23 protein-coding genes and 3 pseudogenes are annotated in these 25,093 nt (G+C 55.8%); 11 read left to right on the plus strand and 15 right to left on the minus strand.

Annotation, left to right across the window (positions count from 1 at the left end; translation table 11 throughout):
• Positions 1–70 precede the first annotated feature (70 nt).
• Positions 71–1,705, minus strand: coding sequence for a methyl-accepting chemotaxis protein (locus PMI27_RS22865; RefSeq protein ID WP_008149942.1), 1,635 nt, complete (start codon positions 1,703–1,705; stop codon positions 71–73).
• A gap of 294 nt (positions 1,706–1,999) precedes the next feature.
• Here PMI27_RS22865 and PMI27_RS22860 point away from each other — a divergent pair, with 294 nt between their 5' ends.
• Together PMI27_RS22860 and PMI27_RS22855 are read left to right on the plus strand one after the other, a co-directional pair.
• Positions 2,000–2,830 carry an undecaprenyl-diphosphate phosphatase gene (locus tag PMI27_RS22860; protein ID WP_008149943.1) on the plus strand — a complete coding sequence of 277 codons (831 nt, stop codon included), beginning with the start codon at positions 2,000–2,002 and terminating at the stop codon, positions 2,828–2,830.
• Positions 2,827–3,255: a DUF1294 domain-containing protein gene (locus PMI27_RS22855; RefSeq protein WP_008149944.1), complete on the plus strand. Its 429-nt coding sequence runs from the start codon at positions 2,827–2,829 to the stop codon at positions 3,253–3,255. The genes PMI27_RS22860 and PMI27_RS22855 overlap by 4 nt, the downstream gene beginning before the upstream one ends.
• Here PMI27_RS22855 and PMI27_RS22850 read toward each other — a convergent pair.
• Positions 3,252–3,611, minus strand: a complete 360-nt coding sequence (locus PMI27_RS22850) for an MmcQ/YjbR family DNA-binding protein (protein ID WP_008149946.1) — start codon at positions 3,609–3,611, stop codon at positions 3,252–3,254. The two genes, PMI27_RS22855 and PMI27_RS22850, sit on opposite strands and share 4 nt — an antisense overlap.
• Entirely contained in the window at positions 3,608–4,516 is a 909-nt protein-coding gene (locus PMI27_RS22845; protein ID WP_008149947.1) for a LysR substrate-binding domain-containing protein, read from the minus strand. The genes PMI27_RS22850 and PMI27_RS22845 overlap by 4 nt, the downstream gene beginning before the upstream one ends.
• A gap of 129 nt (positions 4,517–4,645) precedes the next feature.
• On the opposite strand from PMI27_RS22845, the gene PMI27_RS22840 reads away from it, so the two are divergent.
• Entirely contained in the window at positions 4,646–5,257 is a 612-nt protein-coding gene (locus PMI27_RS22840) for an FMN-dependent NADH-azoreductase (RefSeq protein WP_008149949.1), read from the plus strand.
• 180 nt (positions 5,258–5,437) lie between these two features.
• On the plus strand, positions 5,438–6,475 hold the full coding sequence (locus PMI27_RS22835) for an alpha/beta hydrolase family protein (RefSeq protein ID WP_008149950.1): 1,038 nt from the start codon (positions 5,438–5,440) through the stop codon (positions 6,473–6,475).
• Between the two features lie 113 nt (positions 6,476–6,588).
• Here the strand turns inward: PMI27_RS22835 and PMI27_RS22830 are convergent, their stop codons facing one another.
• Together PMI27_RS22830 and PMI27_RS22825 are read right to left on the minus strand one after the other, a co-directional pair.
• A complete protein-coding gene (locus PMI27_RS22830; protein ID WP_008149952.1) occupies positions 6,589–7,776 on the minus strand; it encodes an MFS transporter in 1,188 nt (395 codons plus the stop codon).
• A 246-nt stretch (positions 7,777–8,022) separates the two neighbouring features.
• Complete coding sequence (locus tag PMI27_RS22825; protein WP_008149954.1) at positions 8,023–9,612, minus strand: ABC-F family ATPase; 1,590 nt, start codon at positions 9,610–9,612, stop codon at positions 8,023–8,025.
• A 496-nt stretch (positions 9,613–10,108) separates the two neighbouring features.
• Here PMI27_RS22825 and lpxO point away from each other — a divergent pair, with 496 nt between their 5' ends.
• On the plus strand, positions 10,109–11,008 hold the full coding sequence (gene lpxO / locus PMI27_RS22820; RefSeq protein ID WP_008149955.1) for a lipid A hydroxylase LpxO: 900 nt from the start codon (positions 10,109–10,111) through the stop codon (positions 11,006–11,008).
• Between the two features lie 131 nt (positions 11,009–11,139).
• On the opposite strand, the gene ku is transcribed toward lpxO, so the two are convergent.
• Positions 11,140–12,006 carry a non-homologous end joining protein Ku gene (gene ku / locus PMI27_RS22815; protein WP_008149956.1) on the minus strand — a complete coding sequence of 289 codons (867 nt, stop codon included), beginning with the start codon at positions 12,004–12,006 and terminating at the stop codon, positions 11,140–11,142.
• A 203-nt stretch (positions 12,007–12,209) separates the two neighbouring features.
• Between ku and PMI27_RS22810 the strand changes: the two genes are divergently transcribed.
• The 3 genes and pseudogenes from PMI27_RS22810 to PMI27_RS32040 form a co-directional block, all read left to right on the plus strand.
• The gene (locus PMI27_RS22810) at positions 12,210–12,566 is read left to right on the plus strand and encodes a hypothetical protein (RefSeq protein WP_008149958.1); all 357 of its coding nucleotides are present in this window, start codon (positions 12,210–12,212) and stop codon (positions 12,564–12,566) included.
• A gap of 51 nt (positions 12,567–12,617) precedes the next feature.
• Entirely contained in the window at positions 12,618–13,769 is a 1,152-nt protein-coding gene (locus PMI27_RS22805) for a PQQ-dependent sugar dehydrogenase (RefSeq protein WP_008149960.1), read from the plus strand.
• 59 nt (positions 13,770–13,828) lie between these two features.
• Positions 13,829–13,927, plus strand: a pseudogene (locus tag PMI27_RS32040) (magnesium transporter CorA family protein); the annotation flags it as partial.
• A gap of 145 nt (positions 13,928–14,072) precedes the next feature.
• On the opposite strand, the gene PMI27_RS22800 reads toward PMI27_RS32040, so the two are convergent.
• Positions 14,073–14,408, minus strand: coding sequence for a DUF2834 domain-containing protein (locus PMI27_RS22800; RefSeq protein ID WP_008149962.1), 336 nt, complete (start codon positions 14,406–14,408; stop codon positions 14,073–14,075).
• Between the two features lie 353 nt (positions 14,409–14,761).
• Here PMI27_RS22800 and ilvA point away from each other — a divergent pair.
• A pseudogene (gene ilvA / locus PMI27_RS22795) lies at positions 14,762–15,754 on the plus strand (threonine ammonia-lyase, biosynthetic); the annotation flags it as partial.
• Between the two features lie 24 nt (positions 15,755–15,778).
• On the opposite strand, the gene PMI27_RS22790 reads toward ilvA, so the two are convergent.
• Positions 15,779–16,081 (minus strand): NIPSNAP family protein, encoded by a 303-nt coding sequence (locus PMI27_RS22790; protein WP_008149966.1) that lies wholly within the window; start codon positions 16,079–16,081, stop codon positions 15,779–15,781.
• A 29-nt stretch (positions 16,082–16,110) separates the two neighbouring features.
• The gene (gene eco / locus PMI27_RS22785; RefSeq protein WP_008149969.1) at positions 16,111–16,593 is read right to left on the minus strand and encodes a serine protease inhibitor ecotin; all 483 of its coding nucleotides are present in this window, start codon (positions 16,591–16,593) and stop codon (positions 16,111–16,113) included.
• A 306-nt stretch (positions 16,594–16,899) separates the two neighbouring features.
• Between eco and PMI27_RS22780 the strand changes: the two genes are divergently transcribed.
• Entirely contained in the window at positions 16,900–17,169 is a 270-nt protein-coding gene (locus PMI27_RS22780; protein WP_008149972.1) for a DUF1652 domain-containing protein, read from the plus strand.
• Here PMI27_RS22780 and PMI27_RS22775 read toward each other — a convergent pair.
• Positions 17,166–17,561: pseudogene (locus PMI27_RS22775) on the minus strand (hypothetical protein). The gene PMI27_RS22780 and the pseudogene PMI27_RS22775 overlap by 4 nt on opposite strands.
• A gap of 92 nt (positions 17,562–17,653) precedes the next feature.
• The gene (locus tag PMI27_RS22770; protein ID WP_008149978.1) at positions 17,654–17,923 is read right to left on the minus strand and encodes a DUF2790 domain-containing protein; all 270 of its coding nucleotides are present in this window, start codon (positions 17,921–17,923) and stop codon (positions 17,654–17,656) included.
• Positions 17,924–18,432: 509 nt separating this feature from the next.
• Between PMI27_RS22770 and PMI27_RS0229210 the strand changes: the two genes are divergently transcribed.
• Positions 18,433–18,729 (plus strand): hypothetical protein, encoded by a 297-nt coding sequence (locus tag PMI27_RS0229210; RefSeq protein WP_033053094.1) that lies wholly within the window; start codon positions 18,433–18,435, stop codon positions 18,727–18,729.
• A gap of 137 nt (positions 18,730–18,866) precedes the next feature.
• Here the strand turns inward: PMI27_RS0229210 and PMI27_RS22765 are convergent, their stop codons facing one another.
• The 4 genes from PMI27_RS22765 to PMI27_RS22755 are packed head-to-tail and all read right to left on the minus strand — an operon-like array spanning position 18,867 to position 25,060.
• Positions 18,867–19,841, minus strand: a complete 975-nt coding sequence (locus tag PMI27_RS22765) for a tetratricopeptide repeat protein (protein ID WP_008149981.1) — start codon at positions 19,839–19,841, stop codon at positions 18,867–18,869.
• Positions 19,842–19,846: 5 nt separating this feature from the next.
• The gene (locus tag PMI27_RS0229215; protein WP_081757413.1) at positions 19,847–20,818 is read right to left on the minus strand and encodes a sel1 repeat family protein; all 972 of its coding nucleotides are present in this window, start codon (positions 20,816–20,818) and stop codon (positions 19,847–19,849) included.
• A 5-nt stretch (positions 20,819–20,823) separates the two neighbouring features.
• Entirely contained in the window at positions 20,824–21,804 is a 981-nt protein-coding gene (locus tag PMI27_RS22760) for a tetratricopeptide repeat protein (RefSeq protein WP_008149989.1), read from the minus strand.
• 16 nt (positions 21,805–21,820) lie between these two features.
• Positions 21,821–25,060, minus strand: a complete 3,240-nt coding sequence (locus PMI27_RS22755; RefSeq protein WP_008149991.1) for a hypothetical protein — start codon at positions 25,058–25,060, stop codon at positions 21,821–21,823.
• Between the last annotated feature and the right edge of the window lie 33 nt (positions 25,061–25,093).

Raw genomic sequence — 25,093 nt, forward strand, 5'->3', positions numbered from 1 at the left:
CAGCCTGCGGCAGCTCCTACGCCGAATGCATTTCCCTGTAGGAGCTGCCGCAGGCTGCGATCTTTTCGGGTTACACCCGGAACTGCTTGAGCAGCCCGTTCAACTGCTCACTCAATTCCTTCAGATGAACGCTGGCCACGCTCGACTGTTCAGCCGCCAGCGCCGTGCTGTGGGACAAACCAGCGGCCTGGGTGACGTTCTGGTTGATGTCCTCGACCACATGCGCCTGTTGCAAGGTCGCGCTGGCGATGGAGGCGTTCAACCCGTTGAGGTTGCGCAGCGCCTGGGCAATGGCATTCAGGCTTGCGCCGGCCAGGCCCGCCTGCTCGATGGTCAACTGCGATGCACGGCTGCTGTCGCCGATCACTTTGACCGCCGCTTCGGAGTGGCTTTGCAGGCGTTCGATCATCGACTGGATCTCGGCCGTGGACTTCTGGGTACGCTGGGCCAGCAGTCGTACTTCATCGGCCACCACTGCAAAACCGCGGCCTTGCTCGCCGGCCCGGGCAGCTTCGATGGCCGCGTTGAGGGCCAGCAGGTTGGTTTGCTCGGCGATGGAACGGATGACTTCGAGAACGCTGCCGATCTGCGTGCTTTCGGCGGCCAGGGTGCGAATCACTTCCACCGCTTGATCGATGGTGGAGGACAGCTTGTCGATCTGTTGCAGGCTGCCATCGATGTTGACCTGACCTTGCTGCGCCTGAGACTCGGCATCACGCATTTCACTGGCGGCGTGCTCGGCGTTTTTCGCGACGTCGTGTACGCCATACGTCACTTCATTGATTGCCGTGGCCACCAGTTCCATTTGCTGGGATTGTTGCTGACTGCGTTGCTGGGCCTGGGCGGCGTCGTTGCCCAGTTCACTGGAAGACTGGCCCAGGGCACTGGCGGACACTTGCAGTTCTTTGATCACCAGTCGCAGCTTGGCAGTGAAGGCGTTGAAGTGGCGTGCCAGTTGCGTGACTTCGTCCTGGCCATGGGTATCGAGGCTGTGGGTCAGGTCGCTCTCGCCGCTGGCGATGTTGGCCATGGCGTCCACGGTTTCCTGCAGTGGACGCACGATGCTGCGGGCAATCAGGATGACCAGCAGCGCCATGATCAGGGCAATCACCAGCCCCACGAACGAGGCCTTCCAGACCTGGCCATAGAACTCGGCCTGCATGTCATCGATGTACACGCCCGAACCGATCACCCAACCCCAGGGCTCGAAGAGTTTGATGTAGGAGGTTTTCTCTACCGGCGCGCTGGCGCCCGGTTTCGGCCAGCGATAGTCGACGGTGCCGGCACCCTTGGTCTTGGCGACGGCGACCATTTCGTTAAACAGGGCAAAACCGTCCGGGTCGCGGATCGCCGAGAGGTTCTGGCCATCAAGTTTCGGGTTAGCCGGGTGCATGATCATCACCGGCGTCAGGTCATTGATCCAGAAGTAGTCATTCTGGTCATAGCGCAGGCCGCGAACGGCGCTCAGCGCCTGCTTTTGTGCGGCGTCGCGGGTGAGGGTGCCGGCCGTTTCGAGGTCGTGGTAATAGGTCAGAATACCGCTGGCGGTTTGCACCACATGCTGGGTCTTCTGAGCCTTGGCGTGGTACAGGTCATCGTGAATCTGCTTGAGCATCAAGACGCCCAACGTCATTAGCATCAGGACGGCCACGATCAAGATGAGCCACAAGCGTCGGCTGATCGACATACTGCGCAAGCTGTTCATAACGCTGTCACTCCAGTTTCTTTTTCTTGTAATAAATGATCGCCAGCATCCAACCACACTTTGCCAATCGGTCATATCCGACCCAAGTCCAATAACGCGGCAGCGTTAATCAGACTTGTCTGATAGGATTTCGGCCCCGCACGGAAAAACCTGAATCCAAGTTGATTTTTCACGGAATTTTTATGGTTTCGGCTGGATTCTATGCGCGCGGTTCAGCAGCGACGCTGACCGCAGTCAACGTTCTGAAAAAATATTAACGGGGCATGCCGTGGCGCATTGCTTCTTGGGGGATTGATGGATCTTTGGACTGCCTTTTCGGCGTTAATTCTTGGGGTTGTAGAAGGGCTGACGGAGTTTTTGCCGATTTCGAGTACCGGTCACCAAATCATTGTCGCGGACTTGCTCAACTTCGGTGGCGAGCGGGCCATCGCTTTCAACATTATTATTCAGCTGGGGGCGATTCTGGCGGTGGTGTGGGAGTTCCGCCGCAAGATCATCGATGTGGTGACCGGTTTGCCAACGCAGCCCGGCGCTCGCCGCTTTACAGCAAACCTGTTGATTGCTTTCATGCCGGCCGTGGTACTGGGGGTGATTTTTTCCGATTTGATCCACGAGTACCTGTTCAACCCGATCACCGTTGCAACGGCGTTGGTGGTGGGCGGGATCATCATGTTGTGGGCCGAAAAGCGTCAGCATGAAGTGCATGCCGAAACCGTTGATGAGATCACGTGGAAAGACGCCCTGAAAGTCGGCTTCGCCCAGTGCCTGGCGATGATTCCCGGGACGTCACGCTCCGGCTCGACGATCATTGGCGGCTTGTTGTTTGGGCTGTCACGAAAGACCGCTACCGAGTTCTCGTTCTTTCTGGCGATGCCGACCATGGTCGCTGCAGCGGTTTACTCGGGCTACAAATACCGCCACCTGTTCGTCCCGTCGGATTTTCCGGTGTTCGCCATCGGCTTCATCACGGCGTTCATCTTCGCGATGATTGCCGTCAGAGCCTTGCTCGTGTTCATCGGCAGCCACAGCTATGCGGCGTTTGCCTGGTATCGCATCGCGTTCGGCCTGGTCATCCTGGCCACCTGGCAGTTCGGCTGGGTTGACTGGAATGCGGTCAAGCCATGAATGACGCCAGTGCGCGCAAGAACCCCGGACGCAAGCCCGCAGGAGAGGTCCGCAATCTCCAGCTGAAACTGTTGGTGTTTGCGGTCCTGTGCGCGCTGCCGTTGTTTGGCTCGATGTCGTTGTGGCTGCGCGGGGTTTCCGTGATTCCCCTGGCGGCTTACGGGGTCGTCAGCCTGCTGGCGTTCTTGCTGTACTGGAGCGACAAGCGCAAGGCGCGCGCCGATCATTGGCGCACACCGGAGAACGTGTTGCATGCGGTGGAACTCGCCGGAGGCTGGCCGGGCGCCTTACTGGCGCAGCAGCTGTTTCGGCACAAGACGCGCAAGCTCTCGTTTCAGCTGGTGTTCTGGATCATCGTGCTGATGCATCAGGTGTTCTGGATCGACCAGCTGTTTCTCGGCGCCCATCTGTTCGCGCTGCTTTAAAGCAGCAGTCCGACCTGGGTGCGCTTGGGCAACTTGCTCACCACCAATTGATGGGAACGCTGTAACAAGCCTTGCAGCTCTTCAGGGCCCAACGGGTAGGGCGTTTCCATGATGATCCACTGAGCCCGCGCCAGATACGGCGCCGGGCGGATTCCCGGGCGGTCGCAATGACCGAGAAACAAGTCCTTGTCGACCTTGAAGGCCAGGGATTCGCCACGCAGATTCTGCAACGCAAACATCTTGTTCCCGGCAATCGAAAACACCCGTACGCCACCCCACTTGTAGTCTTCCCGCGCACCCGGCAGCGCGAGACAGAATTGCGCGACATCCTCTTCGCTCATACGTCCAGCCTTCATATCAGTCGGTCTCCGCAGGCATTGAATGATTCGATCAAATGGTCGAGCCAGGCGCGTACGGCCGGCATCACCCCGCGCCGGTGAGGGTAGACCGCTTGCAGCCAGCCGCCCGGCAACGACCAGTCGGGCAGCAACTGTACCAGCGAGCCGTCTTCCAGTTCCTGCTCGCAATACATCATCGGCAGCATGGTAAAACCCTGGCCGGCGAGGGTGCAGGCCTTGCGCACGATAAAGTCATCGATGCCCAATCGCGCTTCGAGGGTGAGATCGTAGCTTTTGCCCTGTTGGTCGAGGATGCGGATATGCACCAGGCGGTCGGCTTCCAGGGCGCCGAGCACGGGCAGGTTTTTCAAGTCTTCGGGGTGGTTGATTTCACGTCCGTGTAAAAAACCGGGGCTGGCGACCATCGCCATCTGCGCCTGGCGCAAACGTCGGGTGACCAGAAGCGGATCCTCATCGCCCAACTCACGCACCCGCAGCGCCACATCGACGCCCTCGGTCACCAGGTCGACGCGGCGGTTGAGCAGCATGACCTCCAGTTGAACATGAGGATATTTCTCAAGGAAATCGCTGATCACTGTCGGCAGAATTTCGTGGGCCAACCCGACGGGGCAAGACACCCGCAAACGCCCGCGAGGTTCGCTGGACATGCTGGCAACGGCTTCGTCGGCCATTTCGGCTTCCAGCAGCATTGCCTGACAGTGCCGCAAATAACGTTCACCCACGGCGGTCAGCTTCAGTTGTCGGGTGGTGCGTTGCAGCAGGCGCGCGCCAAGACGCTCTTCCAGTTCGGCGATGCGCCGCGACAACCGCGACTTGGGAATTCCGAGCAAACGCCCGGCCGCGGCGAAGCCATCGGCTTCAACCACCTTGGCGAAGTAGTAGAGATCATTGAGGTCTTGCATGGTGGACGCTCGATTGTTCTATCAGTGGGACGAACTATCGCATTGTTGCCGACTAATCAGCTATTGGTTTCGTCTGTAGGATTCTCCCCAACAGATCGCCACGTAGCGATCCTCACCTGGAGATCCCACATGAAACTGCTGCATATCGATTCGAGCATTCTTGGTGACAACTCGGCTTCCCGTCAGCTGAGTAGCGAAGTCGTTAAAGCCTGGCAAACCGCCGAGCCGACTGCCGTGGTGACCTATCGCGACCTGGCCGCCGATGCCATCAGCCATTTCTCTGCCACGACCCTGGTTGCCGCCGGCACCACCGCTGAACTGCGTAACGCCGCGCAGCAACACGAAGCCGAGTTGAGCGCCACCACCCTGGCCGAATTCCTCGCCGCCGACGCCGTGGTGATTGCAGCCCCGATGTACAACTTCACCATCCCGACCCAACTCAAGGCCTGGATCGACCGCATCGCCGTTGCCGGTCAGACCTTCCGTTACACCGAAGCCGGTCCTGAAGGCCTGTGCGGTGGCAAGAAAGTCGTCATCGTTTCGACTTCCGGCGGTCTGCATGCGGGTCAGGCGACTGGTGTTGCTCACGAAGAGTACTTGAAGGTGCTGTTCGGCTTCATCGGTATCACTGACCTCGAGTTCGTCCGTGCCCATGGCCTCGCCTACGGTGACGAAGTCCGCACCAAAGCCATGAGCGACGCTCACACGCAAATCAGCGAGCAGTTGTTCGTCGCTGCGTAAGGCTTCTGTAAAGAAAATCAAACAGCTCGGGCAATACCCAAAAAACTCTGTATTCTGATCACGCAAGTGTCAGATACGGAGTTTTTTGTTTCTGGCTATTTCGGAACTTCATTGAATAGTGGCCCGAGTTATGCAATCGAGGGTTACCGTCTCCGGTCCAGCAACAAGGTAGGGCATCCCATGGTGCGTCTTTGTGCAATCTTACTGATTTGTCTGCTCAGCAGCCTGAACTCAGTGCACGCCGCGCCTGCGCCGCATCCTTACTGGAGCGTCGGCTTCCATGAGATGAGTTTTCTTGACCCTCTGGACTTGCAGCCGATGCGCGCCATCGCCTTCTACCCCTCCAGCGAGAAGGAACACTCCAGCCTCCTGGAGGGCTACACGGTCGAAGCGGGCGAAGACACACGAGTCGCCATCGGTCGTTTCCCGATGCTGATGCTGTCCCACGGCAACATCGGAACCCCGCTGGCCTTGCACGACCTCGCCACGTCGCTGGCACGCAAAGGGTTTGTGGTGGTGGCGGTGATCCATCCCGGTGACAACTCCAAAGACCACAGCCGCCTCGGTACGTTGAGTAACCTTTACGGTCGGCCCATCCAGATTTCCGAAGCCATTACCGCGACACTGGGCGACCGAATGCTCGCGCCCTTCGTCAATGCCGATCAGGTCGGTGTGATCGGTTATTCGGCGGGCGGGGAGACGGCGCTGATTCTGTCCGGCGCAACGCCCGACCTGGACCGTCTGCGCCGCTATTGTCAGGAGCGCCCGGACGACCGCGATGCCTGCAACACCCAAGGCGAATTGATTGCTGACCGTGATGACTTGCAACCGGTGGCTGACCCGCGGGTTCGCGCCTTGCTGCTCATGGCGCCACTGAGCCTGAAGTTTGGCCGTCATACCCTGGCCGATGTGCATGTGCCGGTGCTGCTCTACAGCGGCGACGGCGACAAACTGGTGGCGTTCGACAAAAATGCCGCCGCCCTGGCGCGCAAACTGCCGATCGCACCGGACTTCAAGTTGCTGGTCGGGGCAGGGCACTTTGTGTTCCTGGCGCCTTGCAACGAAGAGCAGATCATCGCCATGCCGGCGCTGTGTACCGATGCCGATGGCGTCGATCGCAAAGACATTCATCGCAACATGATTTCCGAAGCCGGGCGTTTCTTCTCTCATGCGCTTGGCAAACCGACCCGGGCCGGAATGCAGACTGCCGATCAATAAGATATTCCTTGTAGGAGCTGAGCTTGCTCGCGATGGCGGTGTCAGATTCAACATGGATGTTGGCTGACAGACCGCCATCGCGAGCAAGCTCAGCTCCTACAGGGGGGGCGGTGTCAGACCATCGCGCGGCGTTTCAGTAACAGGGTCAAACCGAGGCCAGTCACTGACAACAACGCCGCGCTAAAGAATATCCACGAGTACCCCAGATTCAACGCCACGGCGCCCATCAACGGCCCGGCAATCGCCAGCGCCAGATCGAAAAACACCGCGTAAGCACTCAATCCCGCCCCGCGACTGGAATTGGGCACTTGCTTGATCGCTTCGACCCCCAGCGCCGGATACACCAGCGACAGACCGAACCCGGTCAAGCCTGCGCCGATCAGCGCATAACCGGTCGAAGGCGCGAGCCACAGCAACACCAGGCCCACCGTTTCAATGCTCATGCAGACAATGGCCGAGGTGAACCCACCGAAACGGCTGATGCTGGAGATGAACAACAATCGCGCCAGAATGAAACACACGCCGAACACCGTCAGGCAGTAAGCCGCGCCGGCCCAGCCACGGCTGACGTAATACAGGGTAATAAAAGTGGTTAACGTGCCGTAACCGATGGAGGCGAGGCTCAGGCTCGCGCCGAACGGCGCAATGCGCCCGAACACCGCCCAGAACGGCAGGCGCTCGCCGCGAATCACCGGCACCGAGGGTTTGTTTCGGATCAGCAACAACGCCGCCAGCGCCAGCCCCGACAGCGCGATCCCAAGACTGGCGAACCCCAGCTCGCCAACCATCACCACGCCCAGCGGCGCACCAATGGCGATGGCGCCGTAGGAGGCGATGCCGTTCCAGGAGATCGATCGCGCGGTATGTTCAGCGCCCACCTGACCCATGCACCAACTGATGGTGCCGACCCCGATCAAGCCCTGGGCAATCCCCAGCAACAAGCGGCCGGCGATCAGGATCAACAGGCTCAGCAACGGAAGACTTTGCAGCAGCGTTGAAATCAACGTCAGCACGCCGCTCAGCACAATCCCCGATAACCCGTAAACAATCGCCCGCTTGGTGCCGATGCTGTCCGACAGGCGCCCGGCCATCGGACGGCTGAGCAGGGTGGCCAGGTACTGCGAGCCGATGGTCAGCCCCGCAATGATCGCGCTGAAACCCAGCTGTTCGTGGACATACCCCGGCAACACCGCAATCGGCAGGCCGATGCAGAGGAAGGCAATAAAGGTATAAAAGACGATGGAGACGATCTGCAGGGTGATCGCCATGGAGCTTTGTGGTGGCAGTTGCTGCACTGACATGAGGGCTCGTTCGCGGGCGGCGGTAGGAGAACTGCATCATGGCGCGGGCGCAAAATAAAAGAAAGCAGGCTAACTATATTCATCGGCCTTGAAGGCCTCATCGCGAGCAGGCTCGCTCCCACAGTGGATCGCAATCTAATGTGGGAGCGAGCCTGCTCGCGAAAGTTTCAGCACCAACGCATTCCTTGACCATGAAATGCAAAAAGCCCCGTCACATGGACAGGGCTTTTCAGTTTCAGCAGCTATTTAGAACACAACGCCCTGGCTACGCAGGTAGTCGTCATAGGTGCCGCTGAAGTCGATCACGCCACTAGGGCTCAACTCGATAATGCGGGTGGCCAGGGACGATACGAACTCACGGTCGTGGCTGACGAAGATCAGCGTGCCCGGGTAGTTCTCCAGCGCCAGGTTCAGCGCCTCGATGGATTCCATGTCCAAGTGGTTGGTCGGTTCGTCCATGATCAGCACGTTCGGCTTTTGCAGGATCAGCTTGCCGAACAGCATGCGACCTTGCTCACCACCGGAGATGACCTTGACCGACTTGAGGATCTCGTCGTTGGAGAACAGCATACGGCCGAGGGTACCGCGAACGATTTGCTCGCCGCCCTGAGTCCATTGGCCCATCCAGTCGAACAGGTTGCAGTCGTCTTCGAAGTCGTGAGCGTGGTCCTGAGCGTAGTAGCCCAGTTCCGCAGCGTCGGTCCACTTCACAGTACCGGCATCCGGGGTCAGTTCGTTGACCAGGGTGCGCAGCAGGGTGGTTTTACCAATACCGTTCGGGCCGATGATCGCCACGCGCTCGCCGGCTTCAACCTGGAAGCTGAAGTCCTTGAACAGTGTCTTGCCGTCGAAGCCTTTGGCCATGCGCTCGACGATGACCGCTTGACGGTGCAGCTTCTTGGTTTGTTCGAAACGGATGAACGGGCTCACGCGGCTCGAAGGCTTGACCTCGGCCAGCTGGATCTTGTCGATCGCCTTGGCGCGGGAAGTCGCTTGCTTGGCTTTCGAGGCGTTGGCCGAGAAGCGGCTGACGAACGATTGCAGTTCGGAGATCTGCGCTTTCTTCTTGGCGTTGTCCGACAGCAGTTGCTCGCGGGACTGGGTCGCCACGGTCATGTACTCGTCATAGTTGCCCGGGAACAGGCGCAACTCGCCGTAATCCAGGTCAGCCATGTGGGTGCACACGCTGTTCAGGAAGTGACGGTCGTGAGAGATGATGATCATCAGGCTGGAGCGCTGGGTCAGGATGTTTTCCAGCCAGCGGATGGTGTTGATGTCCAGGTGGTTGGTCGGTTCGTCGAGCAACAACACTTCAGGATCGGAGAACAGCGCCTGAGCCAGCAATACGCGCAGTTTCCAGCCTGGGGACACTTCGCTCATCGGGCCGAAGTGCTGCTCGATGCCGATACCCAGGCCCAGCAGCAATTCACCGGCACGGGATTCGGCGGTGTAGCCGTCCATTTCGGCGAATTCGGTTTCCAGTTCTGCAACGGCCATGCCGTCTTCTTCGGTCATTTCCGGCAGCGAGTAGATGCGGTCGCGCTCGGCCTTGACCTTCCACAGCTCTTCGTGACCCATGATCACGGTATCGATCACGGTGAATTCTTCGTAGGCGAACTGGTCCTGGCGCAATTTACCCAGACGCACGTTCGGCTCGAGCATGACCTGGCCGCCGGACGGCTCGAGGTCGTCGCCGAGGATTTTCATGAAAGTCGACTTGCCGCAACCGTTGGCGCCGATCAGGCCGTAGCGGTTGCCCGCGGCGAATTTGACCGAAACGTTTTCGAATAGCGGCTTGGCGCCGAACTGCATCGTGATGTTAGCTGTAGAGATCAAAGGTTTTTCCTGCGAAGCATTCAGAGTAGCTAGGGTTGCGGCAGTACCGATTCAGTACCCGTTTCCGTTATTCGAACCACAGGAAATGCATCCCGGTCAGAAGCGGAAGGTCCATCTGGCAATAAGTGGACAGCAGCATATGGAGCGCTTGGCCCGAGTCGAAGTGCGCTGAGACGGGGTTCATTCCCGTCATCAACCAAGGGGGGCGCGTAATGTTTGGCGGCGATTGTACTGGTCTGGCTCTTTAAACGATAGGGCGTTAAGGCCGCACGGCCACTTTGGCAGCACCAGTGGACAGATTTTCACCGTTGAAGGTTAACTATTGGTTACAAACTGTGGCTAAAATGCCATCTATCACCTGATGCCGACAGGCGGCATAGGCTCAAGAACGCGCCATTCGGGACTGCTGTTCTTAATTCAGACGCTGCACAAGACCCTTGGGCCGATTGGCTGGCAAGGGGCGCAGCTTGTTCACTTCTGACATGTGACGATTGTTGTGAAATTGATCATTGTTGCTGTTTACGTTGTCTCCATTGCATACGTCCACCTGCGCGGACGCGTGCGCCACAAGCTGGGCCGTCAACTGAGCGACCACTCGACATTTCTGGCGCCGATCAACTGCTTCCTTTATCTGTTCTCGAAAATCCCCAACAAGCCTTACCTCAACCCGGCCGAGTTTCCTGATCTGAGTCCGTTGCAGGACCATTGGGAAGAAATTCGAGCCGAGGGCCAGAACCTGCTCAGGGCCGGGGAGATCAAGCGCTCGAATCAATACGACGACGTCGGCTTCAACTCGTTCTTCAAGACGGGCTGGAAGCGTTTCTACCTGAAGTGGTACGGCGATAGCCATCCTTCGGCCATGAAACTTTGCCCGCGCACCACGGAATTGGTGCAAAGCATCGGCTCGATCAAGGCGGCGATGTTCGCCGAGCTGCCACCGGGTTCGAAACTGGTCCGTCACCGCGATCCGTATGCCGGTTCCTACCGCTATCACCTGGGCCTGGCGACCCCGAACGATGCCGGTTGTTACATCAACGTCGATGGCGAGAACTACCACTGGCGCGACGGTGAAGCGGTCATGTTCGACGAGACCTTCATTCATTACGCCGAAAACACCACCGGGCAGAACCGCATCATTCTGTTCTGCGACGTTGAGCGGCCGATGAAGTATCGCTGGGCGGCGGCGTTCAATAGCTGGTTCAGCCGTCAGGTGATGTCGGCGGCGGGCGCACCGAACGATGCGGGTGACAAGACCGGCGGTATCAACCGCTTGTTCGCCAAAATCTACAAGATTCGCCTGCGTGGCAAAGCCCTCAAGAAGCGCAATCGCAAGCTTTACTACCTCGAAAAGTGGGCGATTTTTGGTGGGCTGCTGGCGATTTTCGTCTTGATCTGAAGACGCCTTCGCGGGCAAGCCATGCTCCTACAGGGATCGTGTGATCAACAGCATTTGTGGTGAACAACACAATACCTGTAGGAGCATGGCTTGCCCGCGAAGAGGCCATAAAACTCACCGCAACTCTTCAATCAACCGCTAGACCGTTTAGTAGCCTTCTTCGCTGTCGTCGCTTTGGCTGCCGGTTTACTCGGTTTTTTGCCCGTGCTCTTGCCCCCAAGGCTACGTTTAAGCAGCTCGGTCAAATCGATAACGTCTGCGGTTTTACGCTCCTCTTCGCCAGTCGCCGTTTCGACATCTTCGATCTTGCCTTCATTAGCCTTCTTCTCCACCAAGGCCATGATCTTGTCTTCAAAACTGTCGCGATAATCCTCGGGTTTCCAGTCTGCGCTCATGTCCTGAACCAGTCGCTTGGCCATATCGAGTTCACCTTTGGCCAGGTCGGGCTTGGTGACTTCACTGCCCAACTCAAGCGTATCCAGACTTCGCACTTCGGCGGGCCAGCGCAGCATCACCAGTACCATCGCCGACTCCAGCGGCATCAGCGCGGCGAGGTGCTGGCGCGTGTGCAGCACAACATGAGCCAAGGCGACTTTATTGGTTTTGCTTAACGTTTCGCGCAACAGCGCATAGACCTTGCCACCGCGTTTATCCGGCGCGAGGTAGTAGGGTGTATCAATGTTTTGCAGGGGGATCTGCTCGCTGTCGACAAAGGAAAAGATGTCGATGGTCTGAGTGGACAGCGGGTGCGCCGACTTGATTTCCTCTTCGCTGAGGACCACATACCGACCCTTTTCATACTGCACACCTTTAACGATGTGTTCCTTGGTCACTTCCTTGCCGGTGACTTTGTTGACGCGCTTGTAGCCCACCGGGTCCATGCTGCGGCTGTCGAGCCAGTCGAAATCCACCCCATGTGAGGACGTCGCCGAGACCAGCGCCACAGGGATATGCACCAGACCGAAACTGATCGCGCCTTTCCAGATTGCCCGTGCCATGGTCGTCTTCTCGCGAGTGATGTTCAGGTGACCTGTGGCCCGGCGCAAAAGTTTCAGTGGCTTGTGGCCCGGTCCAGTGGGGGATCAGCGGCGTCCTCAACTTCGTGTTACATCTTGCCGGGGAGGTTTTAGTTAACAAATCCGAACCCCGGGCGTAGCGTGATATCGAAGTTTCTATCCACGCTGATGTCGAGAGGCTCCCCATGAACAGATTTGTGCTCGGCTGCACCGCGTTGGCATTGAGTGGCGTACTGAGCAATCTGGTCCAGGCCGCCACCGCGTCGCCACCTTCTTCATTGCTGTTGGCCCAGAGCCCGACAGGCAATGCCAGCAATCCTTACAACAGCCCGATTCGCCGGGCCAATCCCAACAGCATGCAAGGCACGCAACCCAGCGCGCCGGCCATCCGTGGGCCGAACACAGTGCCCGTGCCACGCCCTCCGACGCTTGACAATGGTGGCGTCGGCAACCGCTATCCCCAGGATCGCTCGCCTCCCGCCACCCCACCGAAATTCATTCCCAATCCACCTCATCGAGACGCAGACACCAGCAACCGTTGAACGGCACGACAGCGTTCTTGCCAGCCATTCGAACGACAAAAGGAATCGTGCATGTTGCGTAAAACCCTTCTGGCTACTCTGTGTGCCAGCGCACTGATCACCGTCACGGCGCCCGTTTTCGCAGCGCCAACCCAGAATTTCAAAAGCGAACAGGGCACCCTTGAGGTGACGACAATAACCAAGGGGCTCGAACATCCTTGGGCCTTGGCGTTTCTTCCCGATCGCCAAGGGATGCTGGTGACCGAACGGCCCGGCAACCTGCGGGTGATCAGCGCCGACGGTAAACTGTCCGCTCCGCTCAGCGGCGTGCCACAGGTCTGGGCCAAGGGGCAGGGTGGCTTGCTGGATGTAGCGTTGTCGCCCGACTTCAAGCAAGACCGCACGGTCTACTTGTCGTATGCCGAAGGTGGCGGTGAGGGCGACAAGGCCGGGACGGCGGTTGGTCGCGGACGTCTGTCTGACGACCTGACAGCCATCAACGATTTCAAAGTGATCTTCCGCCAGGAGCCCAAGCTTTCGGTCGGTAACCACTTTGGTTCGCGCCTGGTGTTCGACCGCGACGGCTATCTGTTCATCACCCTCGGCGAGAACAACGACCGGCCGACGGCTCAGGACCTCGACAAGCTGCAAGGCAAGATCGTACGGATCTACCCGGACGGCAAGGTGCCAGATGACAACCCCTTTGTCGGTCAGGCCGGCGTACGCCCGGAAATCTGGTCCTACGGCCAGCGCAATCCGCAAGGCGCGGCGCTCAACCCCTGGACCGGCACCCTTTGGGAAAACGAACACGGTCCCCTGGGTGGCGATGAAATCAACATCATCGAGCGAGGCAAGAATTACGGCTGGCCGCTGGCAACCCATGGCATCAACTATTCCGGCCAGCCAATTCCGGAAGCCAAGGGCAAGACAGCCGAAGGCACCGTCGCTCCGCACCATGTCTGGGAGAAGTCCCCCGGACTCAGCGGCATGGCGTTCTACGACGGTGACCGCTTCAAGGCCTGGCAGCACAACGTGTTTATCGGCGCGCTGGTGAGCCAGGAGTTAATCCGCTTGCAGTTCGATGGCGACAAGGTCGTTCACGAAGAGCGATTGCTGAGCGAACTCAACAGGCGCATTCGCGATGTGCGGCAAGGCCCGGACGGGTATTTGTATGTGCTGACCGATGAGGACGACGGAGCCCTGTACAAGATCGGACTGAAGTAACCGATTCCTGCAGCTGGCGAAGCCTGCTGCTACAGGGTTGTGAAGCTCATTATCGGGCGGCGGGCGTGCCATGGTGGGTTTCGTATCCGCTGATTTTGACCGCGATGGCGTTAGGGGCGGGGGGGATGGTGCTTGGGCTGAGGGGCTTGGCTAAGTAACTTCGGTGGCTGTGAGATTGCCATCGCGAGCAGGCTCGCTCCCACTTCAGATTTTCTGTGAACACATAATTTGTGAATGCCAGAGATTAAAGGTGGGAGCGAGCCTGCTCGCGAAGGCGATCTCAACGGCACAACAACTCCTGGATCAAACCTGTTGAGTCGCAGCATCAGATTTCCTGCGGCTTTGAAATCCCCGCGCGACCAAATACAACAATGGCCCGATGGAGACAAAGATCGCCGTAATCAGCAGATAAGGAACCACCGACCACCCCGACTGCCCGCGTTTACGCGCATCCGTGTACATCCAGATGCCCGCGAGCGTCGCCAGCAGATACAAATCAATTACCACCTGCGCCGTGTCGGGGCGCGACATCAGGCTGATGCCGAAGTCGATCAATGACTGTTCGGCCTGCAGCATCACCGAAACGGTGTAGCCGGCGAACGCAATCAGGGCAATGAGGGGCAGGGCGACAGACTTCATGGTTTCCTTCCTTGGGACGATGAGCAGAGTCCTCAGACTACAGAGGCCGAGTAAAATTGGCCATTGACTTGCCATCAGCGTCCGGCTAATTTCCGGGCATGACTTCCACTGTATTGCGCTGCCAGCCAAGCATTATTACCGCCATTCCTTATTTGGCGGGCTAGCTCACGACTGCAGCACCCAACCCGCCCTAGAGGCGGGTTTTTACTTTCTGCCTCCTGGGTCTTGAATCAACGCCGACCGGCGTAGGAGCTGCCGAAGGCTGCGATCTTTGATCTTGCTTTTAAAAGCAAAAGTAAAAGATCGCAGCCTTCGGCAGCTCCTACGCGGTCGGTGTACGACAGGAGACAACCATGAGCATCCCCGCCCAGCAGACCTTGCTTGAGCATTACGTGAAAAAGATCCTCGCCGCGCCCGTGTATGAGCTCGCGGTGCGTACGCCGCTGCAGGAAGCACCGGCACTGTCCGAGGTTTTGGGTAACCAGGTCCTGCTCAAACGCGAAGACCTGCAACCGACCTTTTCCTTCAAGATCCGCGGTGCCTACAACAAACTCGTGCAGTTGAGCGATGAACAAAAGGCACGCGGTGTGATCACCGCTTCGGCGGGCAATCATGCCCAGGGCGTGGCGCTGGCGGCTCGTGAATTGGGGATCGCCGCGACCATTGTGATGCCGTGTACGACGCCGGAACTGAAGGTGCTGGGTGTACGCAGTCGGGGCGCCGACGCCGTGCTGCACGGTGAGAGTTTTCCGTTTGCCCTGGACTATGCGCTGAACCTGGCACGGCAAACCGGTCGCACCTTTGTCTCGCCCTTCGACGACCCGGATGTGATCGCGGGGCAGGGCACCGTCGCCATGGAAATCCTGCGTCAGCATCAAGGTCCACTGGACGCGATCTTTGTCCCGGTGGGTGGTGGCGGACTGATCGCCGGCATCGCGGCGTACGTCAAATACTTGCGACCTGAAGTCCGCATCATCGGCGTCGAGTCGGAGCATTCCGCGTGTTTGTCCGCGGCATTACAGGCCGGCGAGCGAGTTGTCCTGCCAGCCGTAGGCACTTTCGCCGACGGTGTCGCCGTCGCACAGATCGGTGCTTATGGTTTCGAAGTCTGCCGGTTTTGTGTCGATGAGGTGCTGACCGTCAGCAACGACGAACTCTGCGCCGCCATCAAGAATATCTACGACGATACCCGCTCGATCACCGAACCTTCCGGTGCCTTGGCCGTGGCCGGAATCAAAAAATACGTGGGGCAGACCGGTGCCCGTGGTCAGACCCTGATAGCGATCGACTCGGGCGCCAATATCAATTTCGACAGTTTGCGCCATGTGGCCGAGCGCGCCGCAATGAGCTGCGCCCCGGCGTGAGCGGTATCAGGCCAGCAGCGGGCGCAGGAAGGTCCGCTCATAGCTGACGATAAACTTCTTCTCCACCAGCGAAGCCACCAGCGCGGCGCTTTCGGCGTCAGTCATCGCGATATGCCGGTAGCTTTCGTAGTCCGCCAGTGACGGAAAGCTAAACAGGCAGTAGGCGATATTGCTCGCACCCTCGGAAGGCAGGAAGTACCCGTGGTGCGTACCGCCCAAACGTTCGACGATGCCGAGCCAGGCTTTGGCATAGGCTTCGAATTCGCTGAGTTGATACGGATCGATCACTTTGACGTGGCAGGTAATCAAAATGGCGCTCCTGTAGCGGGACAGAACGGTTATTCCTGGACGGCTTTCTCGACCTTGCTCGACGCCGACCAGATCCGGTAGCGGACTTCGACGTCTTTGGGCACGTAGAGCACGATCGGAAGTTTGCTGTTGTAGCGCAGCATGAAACCGTCACCGACCACCGGCACGAAGTCCTTTTTGCTCTTGCCGTCCGGGCAGGCCATCTGTGTACTCATCGGGCCGATGACTTTTTCCAGTCGGTAGAACGGGTAGCCCCAGCCTTCGAGGTTTTTCTCCTCGAGAATGCCGCCCAGGCGTTGGCGATTACAGTCAACGGTCAGGGTTTTGCCGGCGAGAATTTCGACCTGGTAGCCGTCTTCTTGAGTCTGTGGGGCAAGGTGAATGACCTGGCGGGTGAAACCGCTCTCGGGTTTGGGGAACGGCGCGACTTCTTCGAGTTTCGCGGCGTGCGCTACGCACGACAGCCCAGCAACTATTAGCCCAACGGTATTGATTTGGATCAACGAACCCATGATGCCTCCTTGCGTGCGTGTGGGGTTGGCGGATAGTGATTTGACTGGCCGCATTCTTACTGGCGTCGTCGGCCAATGCAAACTTGTCGCGGGATGTATGCAGATTGCAGGGGCACCACAACGCCTTTCTTGCAGATTGCATGAGGCTATTTAGCAGTCGTTTGGCTAAATCGTTGATTTGCCGATGAGCTGCAGTGCGAAATTCCAGGCATGTTTTATGCTCTAGCTGGTCTTGAGCTGACCGGGGATTTCATTGCGTCAGTATCGATCGTTGATTGGCAGTCTCACATTAAGGAGAGGGTCGCCATGTTTCTTTCTGCCTTGGAGCTCCGCAATATCATTGAAAGCAGTTTTTTGCCGAAACGTTGTCAATGCACGCTGTCGCCGGACCTGTCGATGACCGTCAAGGTGTATTCCGATCGTGAAACCGATCACCTCGATCTAATAAAAACAGGAATAAATGCCAAACGGCTAAATGGTTGTAGAGAAATCAATGACCTGATCGCTGGACTGCGCTCTGACATGCAGCACCAGACCGTTGCCCAGACGCTGCATCCAGACAGAAAAGCGCTTTAACCCACGGTTTCGAGCTCCATCGACACGCGCTTGGTCTGGAGAAACGCCAGGCCCAGCGCCAGTTCGACCACCACCGCAAGCAAAATGCCCGGACCGGCATGGCCATTGAGCCATTCACCGAAGCCCAATGCTGCCAGTCCCCAGCAGCCGACCATGAAACCATTGCTCAGTGCATGGCGGGTGGTCGAAGGCGACTCGTTTCGAACCAGATAAAACATCACACCCAATGCCGCGAACAGCATTGCACTGCGCCGCGCGACAACGCCCACCGTCAACGAGTATTCAAGACCCCAGATTGACAGTAACCAGTCGGGCATCAAACCCTAGACCAAGGCCAGCAGAAAACACAGCGCGGCGGTAAAAGTCGACAAGGCACGAAACGATAACTGCATGGCGAATCCTTGCGGCAGTGGGGGGAGGCGCTAGAGCATAGCGCCAGAACCCCTCACAGGAATACCGCAAAGCGTTGAATCAGACCTTTCCGTCAGTTTTGATAACTGCAAGCGTCAGAAAGTTTACGGTAGGAGATTTCCGCAGGTTTGCCCGAGGCGCTATCGATGTACTTCATGTCGGCTGTGACCACTTTGCAGTCCAGCGTCGACGGTTCGGTCAAGGTAATGACCTTGCCCACGTGCAGCGGCATACCGTAGTGGTATGGCACCGCCTGGGAGCTCGAAGTGTCATTGGCCTGGGCCAGACCGGCAAACGCGGTGCAGGCGAGGGCGGTGGTGATCAGCAAGGTGCGCATGTTCATGAACGATCTCCGGTGCGGGAGGGAAGTCAGCTCGACGTATTGGCGTCGAACCTGCCGCACTGGGCGTCAGAGAACTCTGAGGGCGTGCGGTCCAGTAAAGTTTTGGACCGCGGGGTTAAGCGATGGTTAACCCGACTGAATGCCGCCTGTCGTGAGGAGGTTTCTGACAGAGGTTTCATGTAGGTAAAAAAACTAGGGGGAGCTTCGGCGAGGTCCTACACGCTTGGACTCTTTGTCGTCTTTCGTCGGCGAGGTGCCAGCGTTTACTGTTTGACCTCGCTGCAAAATCAGCGAGCAGGTTTGGTCACCTGATGCCATCACACATATGTGTGCCATCATTCGCGCTGCGAACATCTATGTTCTCGTAGTGCGTTGCAATGGCGGCTGTGTGCTGGACGCCTTCGGGCGAACCGATTTGATGGTGTCGGTTGACCAAGCCTGCACACAGTCCGCCTCCCATCGTTTGGTCACGGTACTGGCGGTTATTTACTAATCATCGAGTAATTACCATGCCAACGCTAAATCCATTCCCCGATCGCTATCGCTCAATCAAAAGCAGCGTTACCGAGACAAGCCCAATGGTCATCGACACCGAGGCCAATCCCCAAGACATTCTCGAAGCCGCTTTGCAGCGTGTCCGAGCCGCCAGCCAGTTACTTGAAACGCTCCATTGCCAATGCTTCAAGAACGGTGATGTTCAAGATATTCCACACATTACTCACGCGCTTTATCTGCTGACGCAGGATGGGTGCGATTTGCTGGTGGTTGCGCAGCAGCAGATGATGGGGTGGAAGGCGCCGGCCTGACGCTATGCGGTAAGGATGGGAAGCAGGAGATACGGTTTATATTGATCGTTGCGAATCAATTCCTCCGTTTACTGCTTCCAATTCTTAGGCGAGGGTTGAGTACTCACTGGACCTCGTAGGTGAGGTTCCAAAAAATACTAGCGGCTCAGCTTGTCTGGGAAAAAAGATAAGGGCGGATGAGTGGCCTTCCAGTTTTTTGCAAATTCGTTAGCTTCTTTTATTTGCTTGGGTGTCATTTTGGCCGCTATTTCAGGTAGTTTTTCTTCAAGGTAAACCTGAGCGCTGCCTCCGCCATCAAGTTCCTTCAAAAGGGACACCAGTCCGTAACCTTTCACCAGGTCTAAAGGGTAACCGACCCTGTCAGGAGTGTGAGTCAAATAGGCGCCATAGGTACTTACAGCATTCTGTTCTCCAGTTTTTGCCACCTCTTCCAGCCAATGACGGACCCCTGCCATGTCACCTTCTTTGTACAGGACCGCAACGTAAGCCATCATTGCTTTAGGGTAGCCTCCTTCAGAAGAAGCTTTTAGCCACTTGGCAATAGATTCTGAGCGCTTCCAAGGCAGTAGAAAAACCCCACTCCCTTCTTGCTCACCAATTGCCATCCAATATTGTGCAATGGCGTTACCGGCATTTGCGGACTTCTCTAACCAGTCTTGATCTATCGTAAGTTGATACATTATGAACATGGCTTCAGCGTCGCCTTGCTCGGCTTTCGGCTTGGCCAAACGCTGCGCTTCATTTAGCCATTCAATGGGCGCTTTTTTGCGAGTAGGGCAGTCCTGCGAGAGTTCGCATAGATTCTTTTCGCTGCGCCCAAGCTGAATCATTGCGTACAAATCATCTTGAGCAGCAGATGCCTCGTACCACTTCCGCGCTTCAGCATTCATGTAGTGATTTTTCTTTCTGAGGCATTCCCCCAGAAAATATTGTGCCTCGTGATCCCCTGCCTCAGCGGCGACTGTAAGGAAGGGGGCAGCAGAAACAGCTTTGTTTTGATTGTAGAGAATCAATCCTTGTTCTTTTGCTGCTTGTTGTTCCAAGGATGTTTGCGCGAATGCACTACTTGAAAGGGCAGTAATTAACAACGCGCATACTAAGTGGGTGCTCATTGAAGTTAGCGACTCAACTTGTCAGGAAAAAATGATAGGGGTGGATGGGTGGACTTCCATTTTTTTGCAAACTCCTTAGCTTCTATTATCTGTTCAGGTGTCATTTTTGCAGCGATTAGAGGAAGTTTGTATTCGACATTGACTTGCATTCCGCCGCCACCATCAAGCTCGGAGAGTAAATATACAAGTGCATAGCCCTTTATGATATCGAGCGGGAATCCATAGGTGTCGGGTTCATGCGCTATATCAGATCCGTATCCATAAACCGTATCCGCGTAACCGACCAGCGCTGCTTGTTCATTCCAATGCCGAAAACCTTCAACATCCCCACTTTCAAATAGTATTGCGGCGTATTCCATCATTGACTTTGGATAACCACCTTCGGCGGAAGCTTTAAACCATTTCGCCACGACCTCTCCACGTTTCCATGGCAGGAAAAAACCTTCACCTTGTTGGTAACCTACCCCCATCCAGTATTGAGCAAGTGCGTTACCTGCCATGGCAGCCTTTTCAAGCCAGGCGTCGTCTAAAGTTAACTCGTACAATATATACATAGCCTCCGCATCACCCTGAATTGCTTTGGGCATGGCTATATTTTTAGCTTGATTCAACCACTCAATGGGTTTTTTTTGATCAGGAGGGCAATCATTTGAAAACGTACATAGATCTTTTTCGCTACGCCCAAGCTGAATCATGGCGTAAAGATCCCCTTGTGCGGCAGAGGCCTCATACCATTTTCGTGCTTCAGGATTCATATAATGATTTTTCCTCCTGAGCGATTCACCCAGATAATACTGTGCTTCGTGATCGCCGGCTTCCGCAGCAATGGTCAGGAAGGGGGTGGCAGAAACAGATTTGTATTGATTGTAGAAAGTTATCCCTTGCGTTTTTGCTGATAGCTGTTCCGAGGAAAGTTCGGCGGACGCTGGATTTGCAAACGCAATAATCAACAGCGCGGTAAATAGACTTTTCTTTATCAACGTTAACGGCTCAATTTTTCCGGGAAAAACGACAGAGGGGGATGAGTGGCCTTCCAGCTCTTTGCAAAATCGTTAGCTTCTGAAATTTCATCTGGTGTCATTTTTTCGGCAATTTCCGGAAGGGTTTCATTTACGTAAACCTGTACATCTCCGCCACCGTCAAGTTCAGATAGTAGCGAGGTCAACGCATAACCTTTAACCCTATCTAATGGGAAGTCGTAAAGCGATGGTGAATGGGCTGAGTATGCGCCGTAACTGCTAACGCCTGACTCGTACCCTTTATTAGCTGCTTCGACAATCCAATGGCGAGCGACTGTTAAATCACCTTGGTCTTCATAAATAAACGCAGCGTATTCCATCATTGCAGGGGGGTATCCTCCTTCTGCAGATAGTTTCAGCCAATTTCCAATTGCCTCATGCCGCTTCCACGGCAAGAAGAAACCGTCTCCTTGCCTAGTTCCAATTGCCATCCAGTATTGAGCTAATGCATATCCAGAATTTGCAGATTTCTCCAGCCATTCATCCTTAAGCGTTAGTTCATACATTAAGTACATCGCTTCGGGATCACCACTTTCAGCAACTGGTTTCGTCAAATCTAGCGCGCCTTTCAACCATTGCGCCGGTGTTTTTGTACTTTCAGGACAGTTGCCCATGTTGACGCAGAGATTATCATCACTTCGTCCGAGCTGTATCATCGCATAAACGTTATTTTGGTTTGCTGATTCCTCGTACCACTTTTGAGCGTCCTCGGTCATGTAGCGTTTTGTATTTCTAATTGATTCAGCTAAATAGTACTGGGATTCCGCATCCCCACCTGTTGCGGCTATCGTCAAATACTGTATTGCAGGCGCCATCTTGTACTGATTGTAAAGAACTATTCCCGTTTGCTTGGCTGCATTCAATTCAGCTGTAGGTTTTGCAAACAATTGGCAAGAAAAAAGCAGCGAAAAAACTGCAGTAGCGAGTGTGAATTTTTGGCGCATGTGTTGTCCTCAGTTTCTACTGGTCTGGAGCAATGTACTTGGCTTTGCCAGCGGGTATATATGTTCGGCCATAAAATTGACTGCGCTGGCAGTAATTATCACTATTTGAGCCTAATAATTTCACATGTTGAGCATATCGAGTACGCATTTGATCGTTTCTTGGGTTGGCAAGTCTTAGAACAGCGTCTGACATAAAGTTATCAAGCGCCAGCCGATTTTCGCAATAAAATTGCCTTTCATTCGCTGGCTTTAATCCAAAGCGATTCATGCGCATGCAGATCTCCTCAAACTGGCTCTGGGCTTTATCGACGGTATTCTGTTTTTTTGCGTTATCTAATATCCATCTAAGAATACGCTCAATAGCTTTTTGTTGTATCAAGTGCGCTTGGCTTTTGTCGTATTTGCGTTCTGCTTTCGCTGTATCGCCCGATGAATTGGTGCTGCTAATACTGAATTCGTCTGCAGGGCTAATTAAAGTCATTAATAGCGGGCCCAAAGCACCCGGAATCGCGTTAACGCACCATTCCTCCAATTCTGCTTGGTTCGCATAATAAATAATAGTATCTGCAATCGGCCCTCCCTTGCCGGTAGCGGTCAAACTCTCATAAAGGGCCATGACTGCATCCACTCCCATGATATAGACCATAGGGATATCAAAGCCGCAAATGGCCAAGGCATTTAGCTTGGACATGTAATCGTTTGTATTTTTATCGATGGAAAAGAAAGGATTTTGATTGTTTTTATAAAGCTCGCGGCGGAACAAGTTGATCAACTCTGTCACTGCGTCGTAACCCACTTCGAACTTGAAAGCGCCACCCACCCCAGGGCCGGCTACCAACGAAGCCTTCAGTACCAAAATCAACCGGCCGTCATGCAACGAAATACTCGCTTCGCCCTTTGCCCCCAAACCTGCGGCCACATTTAGTTCGGCGGTCAAACGAGCGAGGCTGAACCACTCGTTGGTCTTCATCGAGTCTTTGGACCCCGATGTGGGTGCCCGTTGTAGCATGGCGACTTCGGAGGGCGGGGCCCAGTTCAAGGCGCCGGTCACCATGATTCCCGATTGCAAACCGGCGAATAAATTGAAGGCGGCTTTGCCTCCATTCTGCACTTGCAGGTTTGTATTGACTCCCTTGATTTGATCGCTGGTTTCAGTGTGGACGAAATCGCGTTTGTCTCCGGTCCGTACCACGGGTTCTGGCGGAGCCAAATGGAATCCCGCGTTGCCGACGTCCAGCGCTATCTCGGAGGAAAGCAGCAGCGAGGCGCCGGCATAGCCCCAGGCCTTGGCGCCGAGATACAACGAAAACCGGCCCAGATTGAGTGTTTGTTGGACGCTATTACCGTCCAGATAGGTAAACGTGATTTCTTTGGCTTTGCTGCGTTCAGGCAGATCGACTTTAAACAGTTCGACTTCACCACGGGCGAGGTCGACGCCGAATGACGCTTTGGCCGAGGCTTTAAATCCTTCCGCCAGGCTAAAAGCGGGGCCTTCGACTTTTGTTGACCCGTGAATGATCTCAGTGGATGACGACGTCAGGCAGCGAACCAGTTGCGCTTGGGGGCTGATATCAAAAATGCGAAAGGTCTTGCGCACGTTGTCTTTGAACAACACCTGTTGCAGGCGTACTCCCCATTCCTTGCGGCTGCCGGCACTATCAAGGGCAGTGACTTTGTAATTCTTGGTTTGCAAAAAGGTGTAAAACTTTTCGATCTCGAACCAGCCTTCGGGGGAAAACCAGTCGCTTTCCTGGTCCTTGATCCGCAGAGCGCCTTCCTGTTCGAGCCATTGGCCGAACAAATTCAGTTCACTGTCGGTGGCGGCTTTGCCTGTGCTGTTACCTGGGCGCTTGGTCAAGTCTTTGACTTTGGCGCCGACCTTTTTCCAGTCGTTCTTGACGGTGGCTTGAAGTCTTGGAAGCGAATACATGCTCAGGTAAGTCAACGGTTTCTTGAGGTCATCCAGCATGCTCATTTCATGAAGCGGAAAACCATCCTTGACCAGCCGATCCATCGGCTTGGCCTGGAACTGCTCGGGCTCCCACAACAGATGCCGACGAACAGGTGCGGTTTCCATGTTTTTCTCGGCCTGCAGTCGTAACTTTTCTTTATCTGCCTGCAGGCGATCCCATTCGGCGCGCTCGAGGGAAACTAGGTTGGCCGGCGCTTTGGCCTGCCGGCCGCTTGCTTCGATCCAGCCTTTATATTTTTTGCTAAGGCGTTCGTTGACCTCTGTCTGCTTTTTCTCAAGCGCCAGGTATTGTTTGAACAGGTCTACGCCGCCTTCGACCGAAGCACCGTTCGCGGGAATCAGGGCGAATTCGGGTAAGGCAATTCCGTATTGAGCAACACTGGTAATGGACTCAAGGTAAGCAACATAGATCGCTTTTCTTTTTAAACGCTGTGCTTCCTGATCGCGCACGTACGTACAAAGAGGGAGTTGGTTATTCGCCCCGCAAGTCGCGACCTCGTCTAGTCGCTTTTTGTCTTGAGCCAGCAGCGGCGCGAGTTCAGCCGAGCCTAATGTGGCCAGGTCTTTTTCTTTAAGTAAGGTTTCTCGAGCTTTGAGGTATTTCTGAACGCCCTCGCGCGCTGCAATGGATTCAGGGGAGTACAGACCTCCACTTTCGTAGGCGTAACCCTTTTCTTTAGCAGCGACGATGGCCGTGCGCTTCAACTTTTGCCATTCAGCATGAACGCCGTGCACCCGCGTTGCGTCTTGTTGCGCTGCCATCCACTCGGACTTTTTGATGTCATCTTGTTCAAGTCGGGATAGAGGCGTCGAGGGCGCCGGAGCCGGTGGCGCTGCAGCCTTTCTCTGTTGCTGCGCCTCCAGCAACGTGGCATCCAGGTCACTGATGCTTGGGTATTGCGCTTCAATCTCGAGCATTCGCGCTTGCTCTTCGCCCGCGAGAAAGTTGCCCAATTTGGGTTCGAGGAAGTATTCAAGCAACCCTGTGCTGTAGAGGCCTTTTTTGCGCTCTTCGGCAGACTTGCTTGAACTTACTTTTTGGTCCAGGTCATTGGCCGCTTCTTTAAGCGCCGAAGTCGTGCGTTCCGGCAGTAGCCAGAACGATTCATTTTCGGTGTCATAAATCGCGCTGCCGTAGGTTGTTGAACACGGCGTTTTTACTTTGTCATGAGAGCCGGGCGTTTCATCAGGTGCATCGGGCTGCTCACCGAGATCCCGTGGCGGCTTCGCGCAGGTTTCTTCGGCTGTTGGTGCAGTAGGTACAGCACTGGTATTGGATTCCATAAATGCTTCCATTCATTCGTTACGCGGACGGGT

Source organism: Pseudomonas sp. GM41(2012) (assembly GCF_000282315.2).
In the GTDB taxonomy this organism is placed as follows: domain Bacteria; phylum Pseudomonadota; class Gammaproteobacteria; order Pseudomonadales; family Pseudomonadaceae; genus Aquipseudomonas.

What these genes read in the sequence shown, in the direction of transcription:
- PMI27_RS22865 (WP_008149942.1), bottom strand. Translation starts at nt 1,705, where the DNA reads ATGAACAGCTTGCGCAGTATGTCGATCAGCCGACGCTTGTGGCTCATC.
- PMI27_RS22860 (WP_008149943.1), top strand. Translation starts at nt 2,000, where the DNA reads ATGGATCTTTGGACTGCCTTTTCGGCGTTAATTCTTGGGGTTGTAGAA.
- PMI27_RS22855 (WP_008149944.1), top strand. Translation starts at nt 2,827, where the DNA reads ATGAATGACGCCAGTGCGCGCAAGAACCCCGGACGCAAGCCCGCAGGA.
- PMI27_RS22850 (WP_008149946.1), bottom strand. Translation starts at nt 3,611, where the DNA reads ATGAAGGCTGGACGTATGAGCGAAGAGGATGTCGCGCAATTCTGTCTC.
- PMI27_RS22845 (WP_008149947.1), bottom strand. Translation starts at nt 4,516, where the DNA reads ATGCAAGACCTCAATGATCTCTACTACTTCGCCAAGGTGGTTGAAGCC.
- PMI27_RS22840 (WP_008149949.1), top strand. Translation starts at nt 4,646, where the DNA reads ATGAAACTGCTGCATATCGATTCGAGCATTCTTGGTGACAACTCGGCT.
- PMI27_RS22835 (WP_008149950.1), top strand. Translation starts at nt 5,438, where the DNA reads ATGGTGCGTCTTTGTGCAATCTTACTGATTTGTCTGCTCAGCAGCCTG.
- PMI27_RS22830 (WP_008149952.1), bottom strand. Translation starts at nt 7,776, where the DNA reads ATGTCAGTGCAGCAACTGCCACCACAAAGCTCCATGGCGATCACCCTG.
- ku (WP_008149956.1), bottom strand. Translation starts at nt 12,006, where the DNA reads ATGGCACGGGCAATCTGGAAAGGCGCGATCAGTTTCGGTCTGGTGCAT.
- PMI27_RS22810 (WP_008149958.1), top strand. Translation starts at nt 12,210, where the DNA reads ATGAACAGATTTGTGCTCGGCTGCACCGCGTTGGCATTGAGTGGCGTA.
- PMI27_RS22805 (WP_008149960.1), top strand. Translation starts at nt 12,618, where the DNA reads ATGTTGCGTAAAACCCTTCTGGCTACTCTGTGTGCCAGCGCACTGATC.
- PMI27_RS22800 (WP_008149962.1), bottom strand. Translation starts at nt 14,408, where the DNA reads ATGAAGTCTGTCGCCCTGCCCCTCATTGCCCTGATTGCGTTCGCCGGC.
- eco (WP_008149969.1), bottom strand. Translation starts at nt 16,593, where the DNA reads ATGGGTTCGTTGATCCAAATCAATACCGTTGGGCTAATAGTTGCTGGG.
- PMI27_RS22780 (WP_008149972.1), top strand. Translation starts at nt 16,900, where the DNA reads ATGTTTCTTTCTGCCTTGGAGCTCCGCAATATCATTGAAAGCAGTTTT.
- PMI27_RS22770 (WP_008149978.1), bottom strand. Translation starts at nt 17,923, where the DNA reads ATGAACATGCGCACCTTGCTGATCACCACCGCCCTCGCCTGCACCGCG.
- PMI27_RS0229210 (WP_033053094.1), top strand. Translation starts at nt 18,433, where the DNA reads ATGCCAACGCTAAATCCATTCCCCGATCGCTATCGCTCAATCAAAAGC.
- PMI27_RS22765 (WP_008149981.1), bottom strand. Translation starts at nt 19,841, where the DNA reads ATGAGCACCCACTTAGTATGCGCGTTGTTAATTACTGCCCTTTCAAGT.
- PMI27_RS22760 (WP_008149989.1), bottom strand. Translation starts at nt 21,804, where the DNA reads ATGCGCCAAAAATTCACACTCGCTACTGCAGTTTTTTCGCTGCTTTTT.
- PMI27_RS22755 (WP_008149991.1), bottom strand. Translation starts at nt 25,060, where the DNA reads ATGGAATCCAATACCAGTGCTGTACCTACTGCACCAACAGCCGAAGAA.